The organism is Chitinophaga sp. HK235 (assembly GCF_018255755.1).
GTDB lineage: Bacteria > Bacteroidota > Bacteroidia > Chitinophagales > Chitinophagaceae > Chitinophaga.
On record NZ_CP073766.1, the window covers coordinates 6,343,111 to 6,361,246 of the forward strand.

The 18,136-nt window shown below is 47.4% G+C and carries 15 protein-coding genes; 8 read left to right on the plus strand and 7 right to left on the minus strand.

Annotated elements, in window-relative coordinates:
- Positions 1 to 54 precede the first annotated feature (54 nt).
- From KD145_RS24115 to KD145_RS24145, 7 genes are all read right to left on the minus strand, one after another.
- A complete protein-coding gene (locus KD145_RS24115) occupies positions 55 to 1,059 on the minus strand; it encodes a patatin-like phospholipase family protein (protein WP_212002387.1) in 1,005 nt (334 codons plus the stop codon).
- A 161-nt stretch (positions 1,060 to 1,220) separates the two neighbouring features.
- A complete protein-coding gene (locus KD145_RS24120; RefSeq protein ID WP_212002389.1) occupies positions 1,221 to 1,787 on the minus strand; it encodes a DinB family protein in 567 nt (188 codons plus the stop codon).
- 195 nt (positions 1,788 to 1,982) lie between these two features.
- Positions 1,983 to 2,192: a hypothetical protein gene (locus KD145_RS24125; protein ID WP_212002391.1), complete on the minus strand. Its 210-nt coding sequence runs from the start codon at positions 2,190 to 2,192 to the stop codon at positions 1,983 to 1,985.
- 18 nt (positions 2,193 to 2,210) lie between these two features.
- The gene (locus KD145_RS24130) at positions 2,211 to 2,606 is read right to left on the minus strand and encodes a hypothetical protein (RefSeq protein ID WP_212002393.1); all 396 of its coding nucleotides are present in this window, start codon (positions 2,604 to 2,606) and stop codon (positions 2,211 to 2,213) included.
- Positions 2,607 to 2,620: 14 nt separating this feature from the next.
- Positions 2,621 to 3,178: an RNA polymerase sigma factor gene (locus KD145_RS24135; protein WP_212002394.1), complete on the minus strand. Its 558-nt coding sequence runs from the start codon at positions 3,176 to 3,178 to the stop codon at positions 2,621 to 2,623.
- Positions 3,179 to 3,302: 124 nt separating this feature from the next.
- Positions 3,303 to 3,932, minus strand: a complete 630-nt coding sequence (gene rsmG / locus KD145_RS24140) for a 16S rRNA (guanine(527)-N(7))-methyltransferase RsmG (protein WP_212002396.1) — start codon at positions 3,930 to 3,932, stop codon at positions 3,303 to 3,305.
- 177 nt (positions 3,933 to 4,109) lie between these two features.
- Positions 4,110 to 5,246, minus strand: coding sequence for a glycosyltransferase (locus KD145_RS24145; RefSeq protein ID WP_212002398.1), 1,137 nt, complete (start codon positions 5,244 to 5,246; stop codon positions 4,110 to 4,112).
- 165 nt (positions 5,247 to 5,411) lie between these two features.
- Between KD145_RS24145 and tgt the strand changes: the two genes are divergently transcribed.
- The 8 genes from tgt (at position 5,412) to KD145_RS24185 (ending at position 18,134) form a co-directional block, all read left to right on the plus strand.
- Positions 5,412 to 6,551, plus strand: coding sequence for a tRNA guanosine(34) transglycosylase Tgt (gene tgt, locus KD145_RS24150; protein ID WP_212006855.1), 1,140 nt, complete (start codon positions 5,412 to 5,414; stop codon positions 6,549 to 6,551).
- 38 nt (positions 6,552 to 6,589) lie between these two features.
- Positions 6,590 to 7,669 carry an LptF/LptG family permease gene (locus KD145_RS24155; protein ID WP_212002400.1) on the plus strand — a complete coding sequence of 360 codons (1,080 nt, stop codon included), beginning with the start codon at positions 6,590 to 6,592 and terminating at the stop codon, positions 7,667 to 7,669.
- Between the two features lie 470 nt (positions 7,670 to 8,139).
- On the plus strand, positions 8,140 to 9,465 hold the full coding sequence (locus tag KD145_RS24160) for a citrate (Si)-synthase, eukaryotic (protein WP_212002402.1): 1,326 nt from the start codon (positions 8,140 to 8,142) through the stop codon (positions 9,463 to 9,465).
- 164 nt (positions 9,466 to 9,629) lie between these two features.
- On the plus strand, positions 9,630 to 11,723 hold the full coding sequence (gene recG, locus KD145_RS24165; protein ID WP_212006856.1) for an ATP-dependent DNA helicase RecG: 2,094 nt from the start codon (positions 9,630 to 9,632) through the stop codon (positions 11,721 to 11,723).
- Positions 11,724 to 11,887: 164 nt separating this feature from the next.
- Entirely contained in the window at positions 11,888 to 15,565 is a 3,678-nt protein-coding gene (locus KD145_RS24170) for a PKD domain-containing protein (protein WP_212002404.1), read from the plus strand.
- Positions 15,566 to 15,571: 6 nt separating this feature from the next.
- Entirely contained in the window at positions 15,572 to 16,597 is a 1,026-nt protein-coding gene (locus tag KD145_RS24175; protein ID WP_212002405.1) for a PorP/SprF family type IX secretion system membrane protein, read from the plus strand.
- Between the two features lie 123 nt (positions 16,598 to 16,720).
- The gene (locus KD145_RS24180; RefSeq protein WP_212002406.1) at positions 16,721 to 17,305 is read left to right on the plus strand and encodes a hypothetical protein; all 585 of its coding nucleotides are present in this window, start codon (positions 16,721 to 16,723) and stop codon (positions 17,303 to 17,305) included.
- A 151-nt stretch (positions 17,306 to 17,456) separates the two neighbouring features.
- Entirely contained in the window at positions 17,457 to 18,134 is a 678-nt protein-coding gene (locus KD145_RS24185) for a phosphonatase-like hydrolase (RefSeq protein WP_212002407.1), read from the plus strand.
- Positions 18,135 to 18,136: the final 2 nt, after the last annotated feature.

The window sequence follows — 18,136 nt, forward strand, 5'->3', positions numbered from 1 at the left end:
ATCTGAAAAATAAATAAAAGACCCGGACCGGTATATCGGCCCGGGTCTCTTATTTTATCCCTGTTCCATTGCCTGGGCTGCCTTCCACTCTCCGGCCTGTATCATCAGTTTAACAGCACGGTTAATGAATTCCATGCCGCCCATACCGGCATCAAGCGGAGTATCCGGGCGCAGCACCCTGATATTGATGACTTTCTTGCCTTCAAACGGGCGTGCTTCGGGGATATTGAAACAGGCTGCTATGGTATCGGGAGACACACCTGCTGCTGCCAGTTTAAGTTTGATCGCTTCCAGGTACTGGAGTGATTGGTTGTACACCAGCGGCAAGGCTACATCATTCACTGCCAGGTTGATGGTGCTCCAGTCCATAGTACGCTCCAGCACATCCACCAGGTTTTTGAACTGAATAGGATATTGTTCTGGTGCGGCAGGCGTATGTAATACCACGTAGATGTCGGTAGCACCCCGGTCGATAGCGAGTTTTACCGGTGCATAGAGTGGGCCGCCGCCATCGATGAACTGTTGTATGGGTTGATCGGGCATGGTGATTTCTACCGGCGGCATAAACGCTGGTTGTGTGAAAGAGGCTACTACAGCGTCACGCAGCTCATTCAGATCACTGGCTTTTCTGATATCGTAGGTGCTTTCGCTGGAAGTCTGATTGGAGAAATAAACGGAGCGGCCTGTTTGCAGGCTTCGGGTGGCAATAAACAATTCCCTTTCCGCTGTCATCAGGCGCTGAAAGCGCTCTTCGGAGATGACAGCATTCACTTTATGCAGCAGGGGAACGATGTTGTAAAGCGAAAGATTGTTGTTGGCCAGCCGTTGTATGGCGTGTGAGGTGGAGAGGAAATCTTGTGTAACATTGGCGGTAAAGATTTTTTCAGTGAGTTCATTTTCTTCGATGGCGGTGAGGAAGGCGATAAGGGAGCCGCTGCTGGTGCCGCAGAGGATGTCGAAACGAATATCCGGATGATGCTGACGGAAGTACTGGATCGCTCCGATGGCAAAGGCACAACGTGCGCCGCCGCCGCCTAAAACTAGGGCTGTTTTTGTCATGTTGGGTTCTTTCTATGTATACGTTCATTACAGCTAAAGCGGCATGTAGGCTATTGAACGGTGATGGGTGGTTGATACAAATTACAAAATCCGGGTAAAAAAAAGATCAGGACCCTAAGAGTCCTGATCCGGGAGTAGAAAATATGTTCGTGGTGCGGTTGTTAAAATATCAGTTGTTGTAATTGATTTTCCCATGTATGGCTGCGCAGCTCATGGTCTTGCAGCTTTTCGAGGTGGTGTTGATTATGGTAGGCGGTGAAGTACAACATTTCCCTGATCGTAATTTTTCCGAGCAGGGGATGAGGTAGCCGATACTTATCAAGATCATTTTCTGACCAGTTGTCAAGATGTTCCAGCAGTTTTTCCTTCTGTTTGAGGAATTCCTGGATCAGTACAGGCCGTTGGGCGCTGTAGATAACACCGGGCAGATAGGCACTGGTGGATTTGGCGCCATTGGCCAGCACCTGGTCATATTGTTCTACGAGCATATCGTAGGAGCGCGAAGGGAGCTGGCTTACACCAAAGCAACGCAGCAATATCCTGGGATAGCCCATGGCGGTGGTTACCGGCCTTACAGATTTGATAAGATGATGAAGTTGCTGACCGGCTGACCATTTACCGTATGGTGTAGCGGTAAAACGATGGTCAGGCAACGCCTGCACAAAATCAACAAAGTGATCGAAGCTTTTATTTAACAGAGAACGAATCTCGTGCTGGTTCAGGTACATAGGAAATGATTTAGAGGGTTCATAAATACACAAAACCGGACGCAGCAGTAAGTTATACCCGGGCCATTTGCATTCTTCCTGAAGTTACGTTGGTTTTGTGACCTATCCAATAAATTGATAAATATAAAAAAGAACAATATTTACTTTCCAGGCATCTGTCTTGCTAATATGATCATTTCTCTCTAAAAAGTTTAATTATTCCAGGGGTTCACATGAAAAACCCTGTCTTTGCACAAATTCAATGATAATATTTTCAGTCACCTGAAGGTCAGCTATCCTTAATACCTTATCGCAGTCGTCGAGGTCTACATGGCAGCTGCTTACCTCAAAACGGGAGGTGATGGCCCGGATCATCTGTTGTTTGGCGTGCTGACTGTTAATATTGGTTTTGAAGATGCCTATCATAACCGGATGGTTTAGTGGTTAAATGTCTTTGTTTTGCGGTTTCTCACCTGGCACATCTTTCCAGGGGGCAGTTTCTTCATCGGGCCATTCAAACCTGCCGGAGCCACAGCGGTTGCGGAAAAATGCCTTCATTTTTTCCTTTTGTTCGGGTGTCATATCTGCCATTTTTTCTTTCAGCTTGTCTTTCCATTCCCGGCGCTGGCGCCATCCGCCGCCCCATCCGCGGTTATGGCCATGCCATCCAAAGAGGAGTTTGCCCAGTACCAGCAGTCCCAGTGCCTGCCAGTAGCTGATCACCGGCCCGTGGAAAAGTTCTGGTATCAGATTATTCCACAATACTTGTGTCAACAGGATGACAGCGGCAAAGAAGGCAATGCCCAAAAAGATTAAACCGATTTTTTTTGCGGGTCGCATATTGTAAGAATTTTTTAGTTATCGAATAATTCACGGTACAGTTCTGCCAGCCGTTCGCGGAGGTACAAGACAGCATAACGTTTTCTCGACAGCAGTGTATTCACACTGATACCGGTTTCTTCGCTCATTTCCTTGAACGATTTACCTTCGAGTTCATGCTGGAGGAACACCTGCTTTTGTTCGGCCGGCAGCTCATCGATGGCCTGCATGATCGTTTCAGACATGATTTTCCGGACCATGGGCGTATCAGCCTGCAAGGTTTCATCGGAGAGTAATTCCGGCAGGAAAAGGACTTCTTCTCCTTCTATTTCGCGAACATAGTTAGTGAACGGAGTTTCCTTTTTCTTACGGAACCAGTCTGTAATACGGTTGCGGGTCACGGCAAACAGCCAGCCGGTAATGGAGTCTATCTGACTGCCCAGCCGGAGATATTCCGTGAACTGGTACAGCACATCCTGCAGTATATCCTCCGCATCCGACGCGTTGTTGACACGCTGCCGGATGAAGTTCAGCAAACGCTTACGTTCCTGCTTTACGGTAGCTTGTATGCGTTCGTTTTGCTCTTGGGCCATGATGCTGTTTGTGAGGAGCAACTGTTTCATCGTAATAAGGAAGACGAAACAGGAATGCCGATATTTTATTTTTTTGAAAAAAATATCAAGGGGGTAACAAGATCAGCTCCGGAGGCGGCATTCATCAGCTTTTGGCGAGCACGATATATTTGTCTTTGAAACTTTCTTCAGGGAAGATTCCATAGATGTTGAGCAGCCTGGGTTTGATGCCGCTATCAGCAATTTCCTGCGTCAGGTCTCCACCTTTGAGGCATATCAGTCCTTTTTCAAACTGTTTGCCTGGCACAGCAGACTTCTTTAATACCGGTTTGCTCCAACGCCAGAGGTCACCCAGCGGTGCTACTGCCCTTGATACTACAATATCGAATTTACGGTTTTTTATATCCTCCACCCGGCTATGGGCGGTGGTCACGTTTTTCAGCCCCAGCGCTTCGCTGACACCTTGTACTACCTTTATTTTTTTGCCGATGGAATCCACCAGGTGAAACTGTACTTCAGGGAAAAAGATCGCCAGCGGAATGCCCGGAAAACCACCACCGGTACCGAGGTCCAGTATCTGGGTGCCCGGCTGGAAATCTGCGACGGCAGCTATACTCAGTGAATGCAACACGTGTCTCTCATACAGGGAGTCAATATCTTTCCGGGATATGACGTTGATCTTCTCGTTCCATTCCTCATACAATCCTTTCAGGGCTTCAAACTGCTTTAACTGAACAGGCGAAAAATCGCTGAAATACTTTAAAATAATTTCCATGCCGCAAAAATACTGTGATTATTGTGATTTTTATGATACTCCTGATTAGAGGGATATAAAAAGTGAAGCGCCTGCAAGAGGCGCTTCACATAAGTATCTGTAAAAAAATAAAAGACAACAATCAATAATCTTCGCTCATTAGGCACATCATAAGAATCATATGCATCACAGTTACGGTTACCAGCGGTTTTTTGACTTAAACATCAATGCCGGTGTGAATATGATGTAATAAAGTACCATGAAGATATCCATCAGCCAGCTGAACTTAAACAGATCACTTTCATCGAGTTTGCGCATGGCTGCAAAGGTAATGATGGACTGGGTCAGCACTTTTATCCCGAAGATGCCCAGGGCATACCATAAGATCGGCGGTGGAAAAAACAGGGCGAGGATAAAGGCAGGGTAGAAGAGGAAATGGGTCAGGGAAAACAGGCCCAGCACAAATTTATGTCCGAAGCGATAGTGTTTGCCGGTAGACATATGCCGGGTTTTTTGTCTGAACCAGCTTTTCCAGTTCTGTTTAGGCTCAGAATAGGTGAAAGCCTGTTTGTCTATCACTACGCCTACGTTTTTACGGTTGGCGGCTGCATTCACAAACAGATCATCATCGCCGCTGGCCAGGTGCTGGTGGCTGGTAAAGCCCTTGTGCCGGAAAAACAGCTCTCTTTTGTATGCCAGGTTACGGCCTACACCCATATAGGGCATGCCGCTCATGGCAAAAGACAAGTGTTGCATGGCACCGAAAAATGTTTCGTAACGGATCACCTTGTTCAGGAATCCGGGTTTTTTGTGGTATGCTCCGTAACCCAGTACGATCTCTTTATCATCCGCAAATCCCTGGCTCATCAGTGATAACCAGTAGGTGCTGCCCGGTTTGCAGTCGGCGTCGGTGAGCAGCACGTTTTCGTACTGGGCTCCTTTGAGGCCTATTGACAGCGGATATTTTTTTCCGGGGATGAATTTGGCAGCCTGCTTGATTTCGATGTGCCGGTAGTGTGGATAACCCGGCTCTATGGAACGGAGATAGTATTTGGTGTCGTCTTCGGAGTTATCATTTACCACAATCACCTCATATTCCGGCTTGTGGTGCATATGATAACGTTGCTGCAGGACCCCCGGCAGATTTCTCTGAAGATTCAGCTCTTCGTCTTTTGCGCAGATGATCACGGAAAAAGGCCCTTCGGGCGCCAGGTCCAGGTCAAACTTACGACGGTAGAAAGCTACCCGGGAGAAGACAAACAAATAATAGATCGTTTGTATCCCTGCAACGGCAGCAAAAAAGTATAAGGCAATTTCACCCAGATTGTCAAGCATAATGCTGGCAAAAATATAATATTTTTATTATCTGTAAAATAATAAATCGTTTCGAATCCGGATTATTTATTTGATAATTTGAAAGTTGTAAAGCAGGCTCTCTTCTGTTCTCCCTAAATATCAAACCGCCAAATCGCCAAATATTCCGATCTTTGCACGCTTGAAATTAAGACCGTGAATTTTGAACTGATCACAACAGATAGCGGCAGCAATGCCAGGGCTGGTAAAATCACCACTGCCCACGGGGAAATAGAAACACCGATTTTTATGCCGGTAGGTACTGTGGGTAGCGTAAAAGCTATCACACAGGAGCAGGTACGGGATGATGTGCAGGCGCAGATCATCCTCGGCAATACCTATCACCTCTATCTGAGGCCAGGCCTGGAAGTGTTGTCGCTGGCAGGCGGTCTGCATAAATTCAACGGCTGGGAACGCCCTATCCTTACCGACAGCGGCGGATATCAGGTATTTTCCCTGGCGGCTAACCGTAAGATTAAGGAAGAAGGCGTTGTGTTCCAGTCACATATAGACGGTTCCAAACACCTCTTTACCCCCGAAAATGTGATGGACATCCAGCGCACCATCGGAGCGGATATCATCATGGCATTCGATGAATGCCCGCCATATCCGTCTGAATACCGCTATGCGCGTAAATCGATGGAGCTCACCCACCGCTGGCTGGACCGCTGTATTCAGCGGCTGAGTGATACCCAGCCGGCTTATGGCCACGAACAAACACTGTTCCCTATTGTACAGGGCAGTACCTATAAAGATCTCCGCAAAGCCTCTGCAGAATATATCGCCTCCCGCGGCGCAGCCGGTAACGCTATCGGCGGCCTGAGCGTAGGAGAGCCTGAAAATGAAATGTACGATATGTGCGGCCTGGTATGCGATATCCTGCCCAAAGACAAGCCCCGCTACCTCATGGGTGTAGGCACCCCCTGGAATATCCTGGAAAACATCGCCCTGGGCGTAGACATGTTCGACTGCGTTATGCCTACCCGCAACGGTCGTAACGGCATGCTTTTCACCTGGAACGGCGTGATGAACATCCGGAATAAAAAATGGGCTACCGACTTCCGTCCGATCGATGAAAACAGCAACTGCTTCGCTACCAGCGATTACTCCCGTGCCTACCTGCGCCACCTGTTTGTTGCCGGAGAAATTTTAGGCATGACATTAGCGAGTATTCACAACCTCGCCTTTTACCTGGAATTGGTGAAAGAAGCCCGCCGTCAGATACTGGCCGGCACCTTCGCCACCTGGAAAACAGGGATGGTACAGCAGTTGAAAACGCGCCTGTAAAAGTTCAGACTATAAAATAAACTAATATCTTTGGGCTCATGACTAAAATAGACTGGTACATTTTACGCAAGCTCATTGGAACTTTTATTTATTCCCTGATGATATTGCTGGTCATTTCCGTAGTGATCGATATTACAGAGAAGATAGATGATTTCATTAAGTATAATATATCCCTCCACGATGTGATCGTGGATTATTACTTTGGCTTTATCCCCCATATTGCCGCATTGCTGTTTCCCCTGTTTATCTTCATTTCCGTTATCTTTTTTACCTCCAAAATGGCGTACCGCTCGGAGATCATCGCTATCCTGAGTGCCGGCGTGAGTTTCCGCCGCTTTTTACGCCCTTACTGGGTAGGCGCCATTCTGTTTGGCAGTATCCTCTGGCTGGCCAACTACTGGGTAGTGCCCAATGCCAACCGTATCCGCACCACTTTCGAAAATACAAGGATCCGTACCCCGGATAATCAGACGTCGCAATACGATCGTACCAGCCGTATCGACAGCTTTACCTACGTTACCTTCGGTACCTACGATCCTAACTATAAGAGTGGCAGCAACTTCATACTGGAAAGAGTAAACGGACAACAACTGACCACCAAACTGAGAGCAGACCGTATTACCTGGGACTCCACCAAAAAAGCCTGGAGGCTCGATTATGTGTCTGTACGGCATATGGATGGCCTCAAGGAAAAATGGACCAGTCTGCAGGACTCTACCCTTAAAATTCCTTTGGTGCCCAAAGACCTGCTGGAGGTGAAAAACCTGCAGGAAGCCATGACAACACCTGATCTGCGCAAATATATCCATCGCGAAGCCATCCGTGGCTCCGAAGGACTTAATACCTACTGGGTGGAATACTACCGGAGAACAGCCGCAGCAGCGGCCGTGGTTATCCTCACCCTCATCGGTGGTATTATTGCAGCTAAAAAGGTGAGAGGTGGCAGCGGGCTGCATCTGGCCGTAGGTATCGTGATCAGTGCCAGCTACATCATCCTGATGCAGTTCACTACCGTGTTCAGTACCAAAGCCGATCTCAACCCGCTGGTGGCCGTGTGGATACCCAATTTCCTCTTCGGTGGACTGGCGTTGTATCTGTACCGCCGCGCTCCTAAATGATGATTTTTTCCTTTTTAATATAAGCGGGGCTGGCCATTACTGGTCAGCCCCGTTTTTTATTTTAAAGTGCTGAAACAATGTCTGCAATTTTTACCCGGCCATGCTGGCATTGGCTGATTTTTTCTTCCTTGTAGTTTTCATGTGTTTCCAGCCAGCCGTGTATACGGAAATTGTCCAAATCAATGAATAAAAATGAAATTTCTGCATTTCTTCTTTCAATATTTTCAATTCATTCTGAAAAAATTTACATTTCTTTAACGCTTAATGAATAGTTATATTTTATTACTTGTAAATAATTGATAATTAATATTATTACGGTGTTTTTACTGCGGTAGTTTTTACAGTCATGCATCGGTTGTCTGGTTGTTAAATTGACATTAAATACCATTGAATGGTGGTAACTTCGTTAACAAATCATTACTTTTGACAATTGATCGATTTTGTTTTCATTTATAAACAATAGCAGTAAAATGGGGTACATAAAAGAAAAATTCAAGGTTAAAGCAGATGATCTTAACGTTGAAGTAAAGGACCTGGTAAAAAATCACGGATCAAAAAAAATTGAGGACGTAACTATTGCGCAGGTTTACCAGGGTATGCGCGGTATTACCGGCATTGTAACGGAAACCTCCCTGCTGGACGCCAACGAAGGTATCCGTTTTCGTGGGTACTCGATTCCGGAACTGAGAGAACATTTACCAAAAGCACCCGGTGGTGCAGAACCATTGCCGGAAGGGCTGTTTTATCTGATGCTGATCGGTGAACTGCCTAGTGAAGCAGATGTACAGTATTTGTCCAGCATGTGGGGCCGTCGTTCTCATGTACCCAACCACGTATTTGACGCTATTGAAGCCCTGCCGATCACCACTCACCCAATGACTATGTTTACCGTAGGTATCATGGCGCTGCAAACAGAATCTCTCTTTGCAAAAGCATATGCCGAAGGGATCAATAAAAAAGACTACTGGAGCTATATGTACGAAGACACGATGAACCTCATCGCCCGTCTCCCCCGTATCGCTGCTTACATCTATCGCCGCAAATACAAAGGCGGTCAGCATATCCAGCCTAATGGCATGCTCGACTGGGCAGGCAACTTCGCCCATATGCTGGGTTATTCCGATGAAGGATTTAAAGAACTGATGCGCCTGTACATGGTGATCCACGCTGACCACGAAGGTGGTAACGTGAGCGCACACACGACACATCTCGTAGGTTCTGCCCTCAGCGATGCCTATCTGTCATTTGCAGCCGGTATGAACGGTCTCGCAGGTCCGCTGCATGGTCTGGCCAACCAGGAAGTGATCAAATGGATCCTCTCCATGCGTGAAGAACTGGGTGGTGGCATGCCTACCAAAGAACAAATCGAAGCATACGTTCGTAAAACCCTGGCGGATGGTAAAGTAGTACCAGGTTACGGTCACGCTGTACTGCGTAAAACCGATCCCCGCTTTACCGCACAGATGGAGTTTGCTAAAAAACACCTGCCTAATGATGAACTGGTGAAAATCGTATGGACTGTATACGAAACTGTACCACCAATCCTTCAGGAACTGGGTAAAGTGAAAAACCCATGGCCAAACGTAGATGCTCACTCCGGCGCATTGCTGGTACATTACGGACTGGTGGAATATGAATTCTACACCGTACTGTTCGGCGTTTCCCGCGCACTGGGCGTACTGGCATCTCTCTGCTGGGACAGAGGACTGGGCCTCTCTCTGGAAAGACCTAAATCTGTTACCACTGAATGGATGAAACAGTTCGTAGAAGGTAAAGTAACTGCCGACGCAGAATAATTCCGTTACGGAACAATATACTTAGCGAAGATAAAAGCTGTCATAGCTTTCATCTTCGCTAATCTTTTTAAAAAACATCCTGCTATCATTGAAATCAGTCTAAGCCTGATTGGTTATCTTCGTGGCTCAATAAAAAAAGGTTAACTATTTCTACTTTCACAGCCATATTATCCAACCCGATTGAATATCTCAAAGGTGTAGGCCCGCAGAAGGGAGAACTGCTGCGGAAAGAGATCGGTGTGCATACCTTTGGCGACCTGCTGCAGTATTTTCCTTTCCGGTATGTAGACCGCACGAAAATAGACAAGATATCTTCCCTCAGCGGATATGAAGATTTTGTGCAGATACGCGGACGTATTCTCCGGATGGAAGTAGTGGGTGAAAACAGAGGGAAAAGACTGGTAGCCACTTTTAAAGATGAAACCGGTGTGATAGAACTGGTCTGGTTTCAGGGATGGCAGTGGATGCAAAAAGCACTGCGCGAAAATGTGGCTTATCTGGTTTATGGCCGCATCTCTGTATTCAATGGTGTACCGCAACTGGCACACCCGGAGATGGATCTGCTCACAGAAGAAATAGCCTCCGGCAAACAGTTCCTGGAGCCAGTATATTCCACTACCGAAAAACTGAAAGCACGCGGACTAACGGCAAAGGCTATTGGAAAACTGACAAAGGCATTGCTCGAACAGATGTCACCCATGGAAGTAAGGGAGAATATTCCGGTGGAAGTGATACAGCAATACCGGCTGATGCCCAGGTCCATGGCTTATTTTAAGATACACCTTCCAGCCGGTGAAGAGGATGCACGCCAGGCACAACGACGCCTGAAATTTGAAGAATTGTTTATTGCCCAGATACGCATATGCCGTCTGAAAATCAAAAGGCACAAGCTCTCGCAAGGTTATGTATTTGGGGCGGTAGGAGAGTCGTTCAACGAGTTTTACAATCATCATCTGCCTTTTGAACTCACTGGCGCGCAAAAAAGAGTGCTGAAGGAAATCCGGATGGACACCGTACATGGGCGGCAGATGAACCGCCTGTTACAGGGCGATGTGGGCAGTGGTAAAACCATGGTGGCCCTGTTGTCTATGCTGCTGGCAAAAGATAATGGTTTCCAGGCCTGTCTGATGGCTCCTACGGAAATCCTCGCGCAGCAGCACTATAAAGGTCTGGCGGAGCTGCTACAGCCTATGGATGTCAGGATTGCACTGTTGACCGGCAGTGTTAAAGGAAAGGCCCGTAAACAGATACTGGCCGGCATCGCCGAAGGCAGTATTCATTTCCTGGTAGGAACACATGCCCTGCTGGAAAAGGAAGTGGTGTTCCAGAACCTGGGGATGGCTATCGCAGATGAACAGCACCGCTTTGGAGTAGCCCAACGGGCACGGCTATGGGAAAAAAATGATATACCTCCTCATATACTGGTCATGACGGCCACGCCTATACCAAGAACGCTGGCTATGACCATCTACGGAGATCTTGACGTTTCCGTTATCGATGAAATGCCTCCCGGCAGAAAACCGATTACTACGGTACACCGCACCGAATTCCAGCGTCCGCAGGTGATGGACTTCATCAGGGAAGAAATCAAAAAAGGCCGCCAGGCTTATATCGTATACCCGCTGATAGAAGACAGCGAGAAGATGGATTATGAAAACCTCATGAAAGGTTATGAGGAAGTGAAGGCGTTTTTCCCTGAACCGCAGTACTATATCAGTATGGTACATGGCCGCCAGCCAGCAGAGATGCGGGAAACCAATATGCAGCGTTTTGTATCCGGTGATACCAACATCATGGTGGCCACCACCGTAATTGAAGTAGGTGTGAATGTGCCCAATGCTTCCGTGATGGTGATTGAAAGTACCGAACGCTTTGGCTTGTCTCAGCTTCACCAGCTGAGAGGACGCGTAGGCCGCGGTGCTGAACAGTCTTTCTGTATCCTGATGACAGGTAATAAGCTGGGCCAGGTTTCCAAGGAACGTATCAACGTAATGGTGCAGACCAACAACGGTTTTATCATCTCCGAAAAAGATATGGAGCTTCGTGGCCCGGGAGATATCGAAGGAACCCGCCAGAGCGGCGTACTGGATTTCAAACTGGCTGATATTCTGCAGGATAAGGCTATCCTGGATGCTGCCCGTGTCAGCGCTGAAAAAATCTTATCAGAAGATACAGACCTCGTCCTGCCTGAGAATCAAGGTTTAAAAGAATATTTAGCCCTTCAGCGCGGGAAATCTCAGTGGAGTAAAATTTCCTGACGCTTTTAACGTTTATTAATTTATACAGTCTTAGTTAATAGTATAGGCCCTGAAAACTATCGTGAGGACAGCGGTATTATAGTGAGTGCCCGTAACAATTTAATGGGCTTCTGCGTTTATAGATGTATATTGGTTTTTTAAGCATTAAAATAAATTTTATCCCGTTGAAATTTACCCTCCCTAGCGGCCTTGCTGGAATGATGATCCTTCTGTTGTTTACCGGATATAAGGCCCGGGGACAACAGCAAACCAATTTCACACCATTGAACTTTATCGAGAATAAAGGCCAGTGGGACCCGCAGGTCCTTTACAAATCAGATGTTGGTACTGCCGATATATACCTGAGAAAAACAGGCTTCACTTTCATGCTATACAGCAAGGAAGATATGCATGATCTTTACGAGTATATGCATGGACATAGTGAAGCTACCGACTCCTCTGCATCTGCTGTGATCGTTGGTAAAAACAGTACAACAGCTGGTAAGTCTGTGAACAACCCTGCTGTCAACAGCGGAGAAAAACCACCACCAAGACCAGGCCGTCTTCCTGATGTAAGAGGACATGCCTATAAGGTAGATTTCATCGGCGCCAACCCCAGCCCTGAAATCATCCCCGAAAAACAACAGGAAGCTATCAGCAACTACTTTATCGGTAACGACCGTACCAAATGGGCTTCCAACGTAAAATCATATCAGGGGCTGGTGTATAAATCTATCTATCCCGGTATAGACGCCCACGTATATTCCGATGCTTCCCAGCTGAAATACGATATCATTGTGGCGCCCGGTGCCAACCCCGATAAGATACAGCTGTCGTATGAAGGGGCCACCGGAATGGAAATCAAAAAAGGACAATTACTGGTTCATACTTCTGTAGGAGATGTGCTGGAACAGTTGCCATACGCTTACCAATATGTGAATAACCAGCGTGTACCGGTAAAAGTGTCTTACCGGTTGAATGGCAACAAGGTAGGATTTAAGATCTCCGGTGAATACAATCAGGCATATCCGCTGGTGATAGACCCGGTGTATGTGTTTTCCACCGTTTCCGGTTCCCGTGCTGATAACTGGGGTTTCACGGCTACCTATGATGATGCCGGAAACTTCTACGGTGGCGGCATCGTATTCAATAATGGTTATCCTGTTACTACCGGCGCCTATAAAAGCGCCTTCAACGGTGGTGCTTTTGATATCGCGATTTCCAAGTTCAATCCCAATGGTACCCGGCTTCTTTATGCCACTTACCTTGGTGGCGACGGACAGGAGCAGCCACACAGTCTTTTCGTAGACCAGCAGGGCAACCTCGTGATCTCCGGCAGAACAACTTCGGGCAACTATCCTTATGATAAGATTGAAGGCACCAACAGAGGCGGATGGGATATTGTAGTCACCAAACTCAATGCTACGGGCACTGGTCTTATCGGCTCACTGATCATCGCTGGCAGTGGAGATGATGGTGTAAACATGCGTGAAAACCGCGCTGGCGGCGATTGGGTATTACTTCGTAACTATGGTGATGATGCCCGCAGTGAAGTAGTAATCGATGATGCAGGTTATATCTATGTGGCCAGCTGTACCCGTTCTTCCGATTTCCCGGTAACAGCCGGTGTTTTCCAGGGAACCTTTGGTGGCTCGCAGGATGGCGTGGTGATGAAGATCAACCCTATGTGCCGCGGACTGGTATGGGCCAGTTATCTGGGTGGTTCTGCGGAAGATGCCGCTTATGTGATAGCATTAAACAAACTCAATACCCTGTATGTGGCCGGTGGTACTGCCAGCAGCAACTTCCCGATCACTCCCGGTGTCATCTATCCCGCTTACAGAGGTGGTGTATGTGATGGTTTTATTGCCCATATTACCAACGATGGTACTAAAATTCTGCAAAGCACCTTCCTCGGTTCTGACGATCCTTCGGCAGATCAGGTATATGGTATCCAGCTGGATAAGAACGGCTACGTATATGCGATGGGCACTACAGAAGGTACCTGGCCCATCAAACTGCTGAACCCCAGTGATTACAATGATAACTCACTCCAGTATATTGTGAAGTTGCAGCCCGATCTGAGCGCTTTTGTATACTCCACTACCTTTGGTAAAAAGAGACAAATTGCAGGCACACCTTCCATTTCACCAACTGCTTTCCTGGTAGACCGCTGCGAAAACGTATATGTGTCCGGGTGGGGTGGTGGTATCAACAACTCATTGCATTACCCCAACTCGGGTACTTTCGGGCTGCCGGAGAAAAACGCCATCCAGAGTACTACAGACGGGATGGACTTTTATTTCTTCGTGCTGCAGCGGGATGCGGCCAGTCAGTTGTTTGGCAGCTGGTTTGGCGGCAATGGTTTGTATGAGCACGTTGATGGTGGTACCAGTCGCTTTGATCGCAACGGTGTGATCTATCAGGGTATCTGTGCCTGGTGTAATGTGAGCCAGAACGGCGTCAAGCCCCGTTATCCCACCACACCCGGTGCTTATTCCAGTACCCCGCCTCCAGGCTGTAACTATGGTGCGCTGAAAATAGCCTTTAACCTCGATGGCGTTAAAGCAGGTGTTAAAACGCTGAACAGAAGAGTGAATTACTGCGCGCCTAAAGAAATCACTTTTGTGGATACTACCCGTCTTTCGGCAGAAAGATGGGAATGGCATTTTGGAGATGGCACACCGGTAGTGATCGGAACAGATACGGTGAAACATACTTTCCAGAACGTAGGCACTTATACGATTATGCTGGTAAAGGTAGACCGTGCCAGCTGTAACGGTGCAGATACTGCTTATATAGATGTGAAGCTGGGCGATAATGAAGCGAAATTTGATTTTGATGCCCAACGTCAACAACCCTGTCAGGACCTGGCTTATATCTTCACCAGTAACGCAGAGCCGGTCGGCCACTTTAATGATAGCTCTTTTATCTTCGATCTGGGCGATGGTTCCAAACCGGCGTATGTAGGCCCTTCCAAGTTCCCATACGCTCATAAGTTCAATGCTCCCGGTGTCTATAATGTGAGCCTTACGCTGGTAGACACCAACTTCTGTAATGCACCGGAAACGATTACCAAGCCATTGCGTGTGGCCGTTAACGTTACTGCGCAGTTTACTATGCCGGACACTGTTTGTTTGGGTACCGAAGTGAAGCTCGACAATGGTACGCTGGGTGGAGACAGCTTCCTCTGGACTTTTGGAGATGATGGCTCTACGTCTACCGATCCTTACCCGATACATAAGTTTAACACAGCTGGTTTATGGGACGTGAAACTGCTGGCACTGGATGAAAATACCTGTAATAAAAAGGACAGTATTACCAAAAAAGTGCTGGTAGCCCCACCGCCTACAGCAGACTTCGACTTTACGCCGGCGAAGGCTACAGAGAATACACCTGTCACTTTCACTAACCTGTCGCAGGGAGGCGCTACGCGTGCCTTGTGGAACTTCGGTGATGGAGATACCACTTCTACCTGGAACCCGGTACACCAATACCTGAGAACGGGGACATATAACGTGTGTCTGACTTCTTCCAATCCGGAAGGTTGTACGGAAACCGCCTGTAAACAGGTGAGTGCGATTGTGGTGCCTTTATTTGATGTGCCATCTGCATTTTCTCCAAACAATGACGGTGTAAATGATGTATTCTATGTGAAGGCTTTTGGTGCAACGAAATTTAATCTTAAAATATTCAATCGTTGGGGACAGTTGGTTTTTGAGAGTTCAGACCCCAGAATTGGCTGGGATGGCCGGTACAAGGGAGAACTGCAACCCATTGATGCATATGCCTATGTGGTAAGCCTCGAATTTACTGATGGCACAAAAGGCAGTAAGACAGGAAATGTAACCTTGTTAAGATGATGAGCCATGAAGAAGTTGATTGTTAACATCACGGTAGTATGGGTAGTCGGAATGCTGGTTTCTGTAAGCGTATCTGCTCAGGACCTGCACTTTTCCCAGTATTTCAATTCACCGTTAACCACTAATCCGGCTAACACCGGTTTTATCCCTGACGGAAACTTCCGTGTCGGTATCAATTACCGTGACCAGTGGAGTAGTGTCCCTGTGCCTTACAAGACCATGTCGGCCTATGGAGACGTGCAATTGTTGAGGGAAAAGCTTATCTATGGCTGGGTGGGTGTGGGTGGTGTGATCCTGCGGGATGTGGCCGGAAGCGGTAATCTGACATCTACCAAAGGATACGCCTCTGTGGCCTATCACCAGCTGCTGGGCGAAAGCAGCCTGCTGTCGCTGGGCTTTCAGGCCGGATCAGCCGGTAAACGGGTAGACATTACCAAGCTTACCTTCGGTGACCAATGGAATGGGAAGTTTTTTGATTCCCGTATGCCTACTGCGGAGCCTTTCACGCAATCGGCCGTTAACTATTTTGATATGAATGTGGGAATGAACTACGCCTATTTCCCGACAGAAAATCTGTATATCAACACTGGGCTCGCAGTACAACATATCAATACGCCCCGGGAAACCTTCTATGATGGTGATAACAAGGTCTCACGCCGGTATACCGGCTTCCTGAATGCCAGTATCAAAACCAGTGACGTACTGATCATCAATCCCAGTGCTTATTATTCCCGGCAGGCCAATACACATGAATTTGTGATTGGGTTGAATGCTGCCTATAATCTCTCTGGTGACGGCGACAAACAGGTGTCCGGCGGTATTTACTACCGGGCCAAAGATGCAGCGGTGTTTTTGGTGGGATATCAGCTCAGTAATATAAAGCTGCAGTTCAGCTATGATGTGACCACCTCCAACCTGGCTACTTCCAACAGCCGGCGGGGGGCCTATGAAATCGGCCTGGTTTACAGTGGATTGTATTCCAACCGCAGCTTTAATAACGCCAAAAGGGCTACTATCTGTCCTTCTTTCTAGGTATAGTAGCCGGCAAAAGCTAAATATGGACAGCTGAGCGGTAATGGTTATTTTTGCCGGGAAAACACCTACGGGGAGACGGTAACTATCACCCCTTCTATTCATTAAAATAATAAACCAGGTATGAAACGTTTATTGATGGGTATTCTTTTTCTTATGACCACCCAGGTGGTAGTTGCACAGTATTATAAAACAGACACCAGTGCACACAGGGGCTTTGATCGTTCCCGCCTGATCCTGGGAGGCTCGCTGGGGATGGTATTCGGCGATTATACCAATGTGGATGTCTCTCCGCTGGTAGGTTACCGCTTCAACGATTACATAGCCGCCGGTGTGAATGTGAATGCGCAGTATGGCCAATATAAAAGCTATGACTATTATGGTAATACATTAACAAGGGATAAATACACCATTTTCGGTGGTGGTATCTGGGGCCGTGTATACCCGGTTCCTATGCTGTTTGTGCATATTCAGCCGGAGTATAATGCGATCACGCAGAAATCCACTTATTATGATTCGAATGGAGCTAAACAAAACCTCAGCACCAACTACGGCGTGCCCAGCCTGCTGATAGGTGCTGGTTATACTCAGAGCGTAGGCGGACGCGTAGGTATTGGTTTTTCCCTGATGTATGATGTGATTCAGGACAACCGTTCTCCTTATCGTAGTAACCTTATCTACCGCGTAGGTGCGGGAATAGGTTTCTAATATCCGCCATTGTCAATGATATTGCCCGTCCGGCCCTTGCCGGACGGGTTTTTTTATGCCGGTGATTGTGTTACCTCCATGTTAAATGTTTATAAAGGCTAAACTTATTTTTACATCTTTAATACCTTTGTGACCTGTTAATTTTAAAGAGATGGAGATACAATTAGCCGTTTTTGATATTGCCGGCACCACGCTGCATGATGAGTCGAACGTAGCAAAGGTGTTACAGCAGACCATTCTGCTGGCCGGGGTAGAAGTTACTTTGGAGGAAGTGAACGAAGTAATGGGATATGCCAAACCTTATGCAATCCGTTATCTGCTGAAACAGAAAAACGATGCACGTTTTGCAGACGAAAACTTTATCGGGGAGCTGCATACCAGGTTCGTGGAAGACATGAAAAAACACTATGCCACCGATAGCACCGTCCGTGAAAAACAAGGCGTATCCGCCGTATTCGCGGCATTACGGCAAAAAGGTATCAAAGTGGCGCTGGATACCGGCTTTGACAGAGATATCACCAATGTGATCCTGGAGCGCACCGGCTGGCTGCAACAGGGACTGGTAGATGCAGTAGCCACCAGCGATGAAGTGCCTTATGGTCGCCCTTATCCCTACATGGTGTACCGTATCATGGAACAACTGGAAATACGCAGTATTGCGCAGGTAGCCAAAATCGGAGATACTATTTCCGATCTGGAAGAAGGTACCAACGCAGGTTGCCGTTATGTAGTGGGCGTAACCACCGGCGCCTATACCCGTGAAGAACTGGAGAAAGGTCCGCATACCCATCTGGTGGCCTCTTTGGATGAATTGTTATCTATATTGTAAAC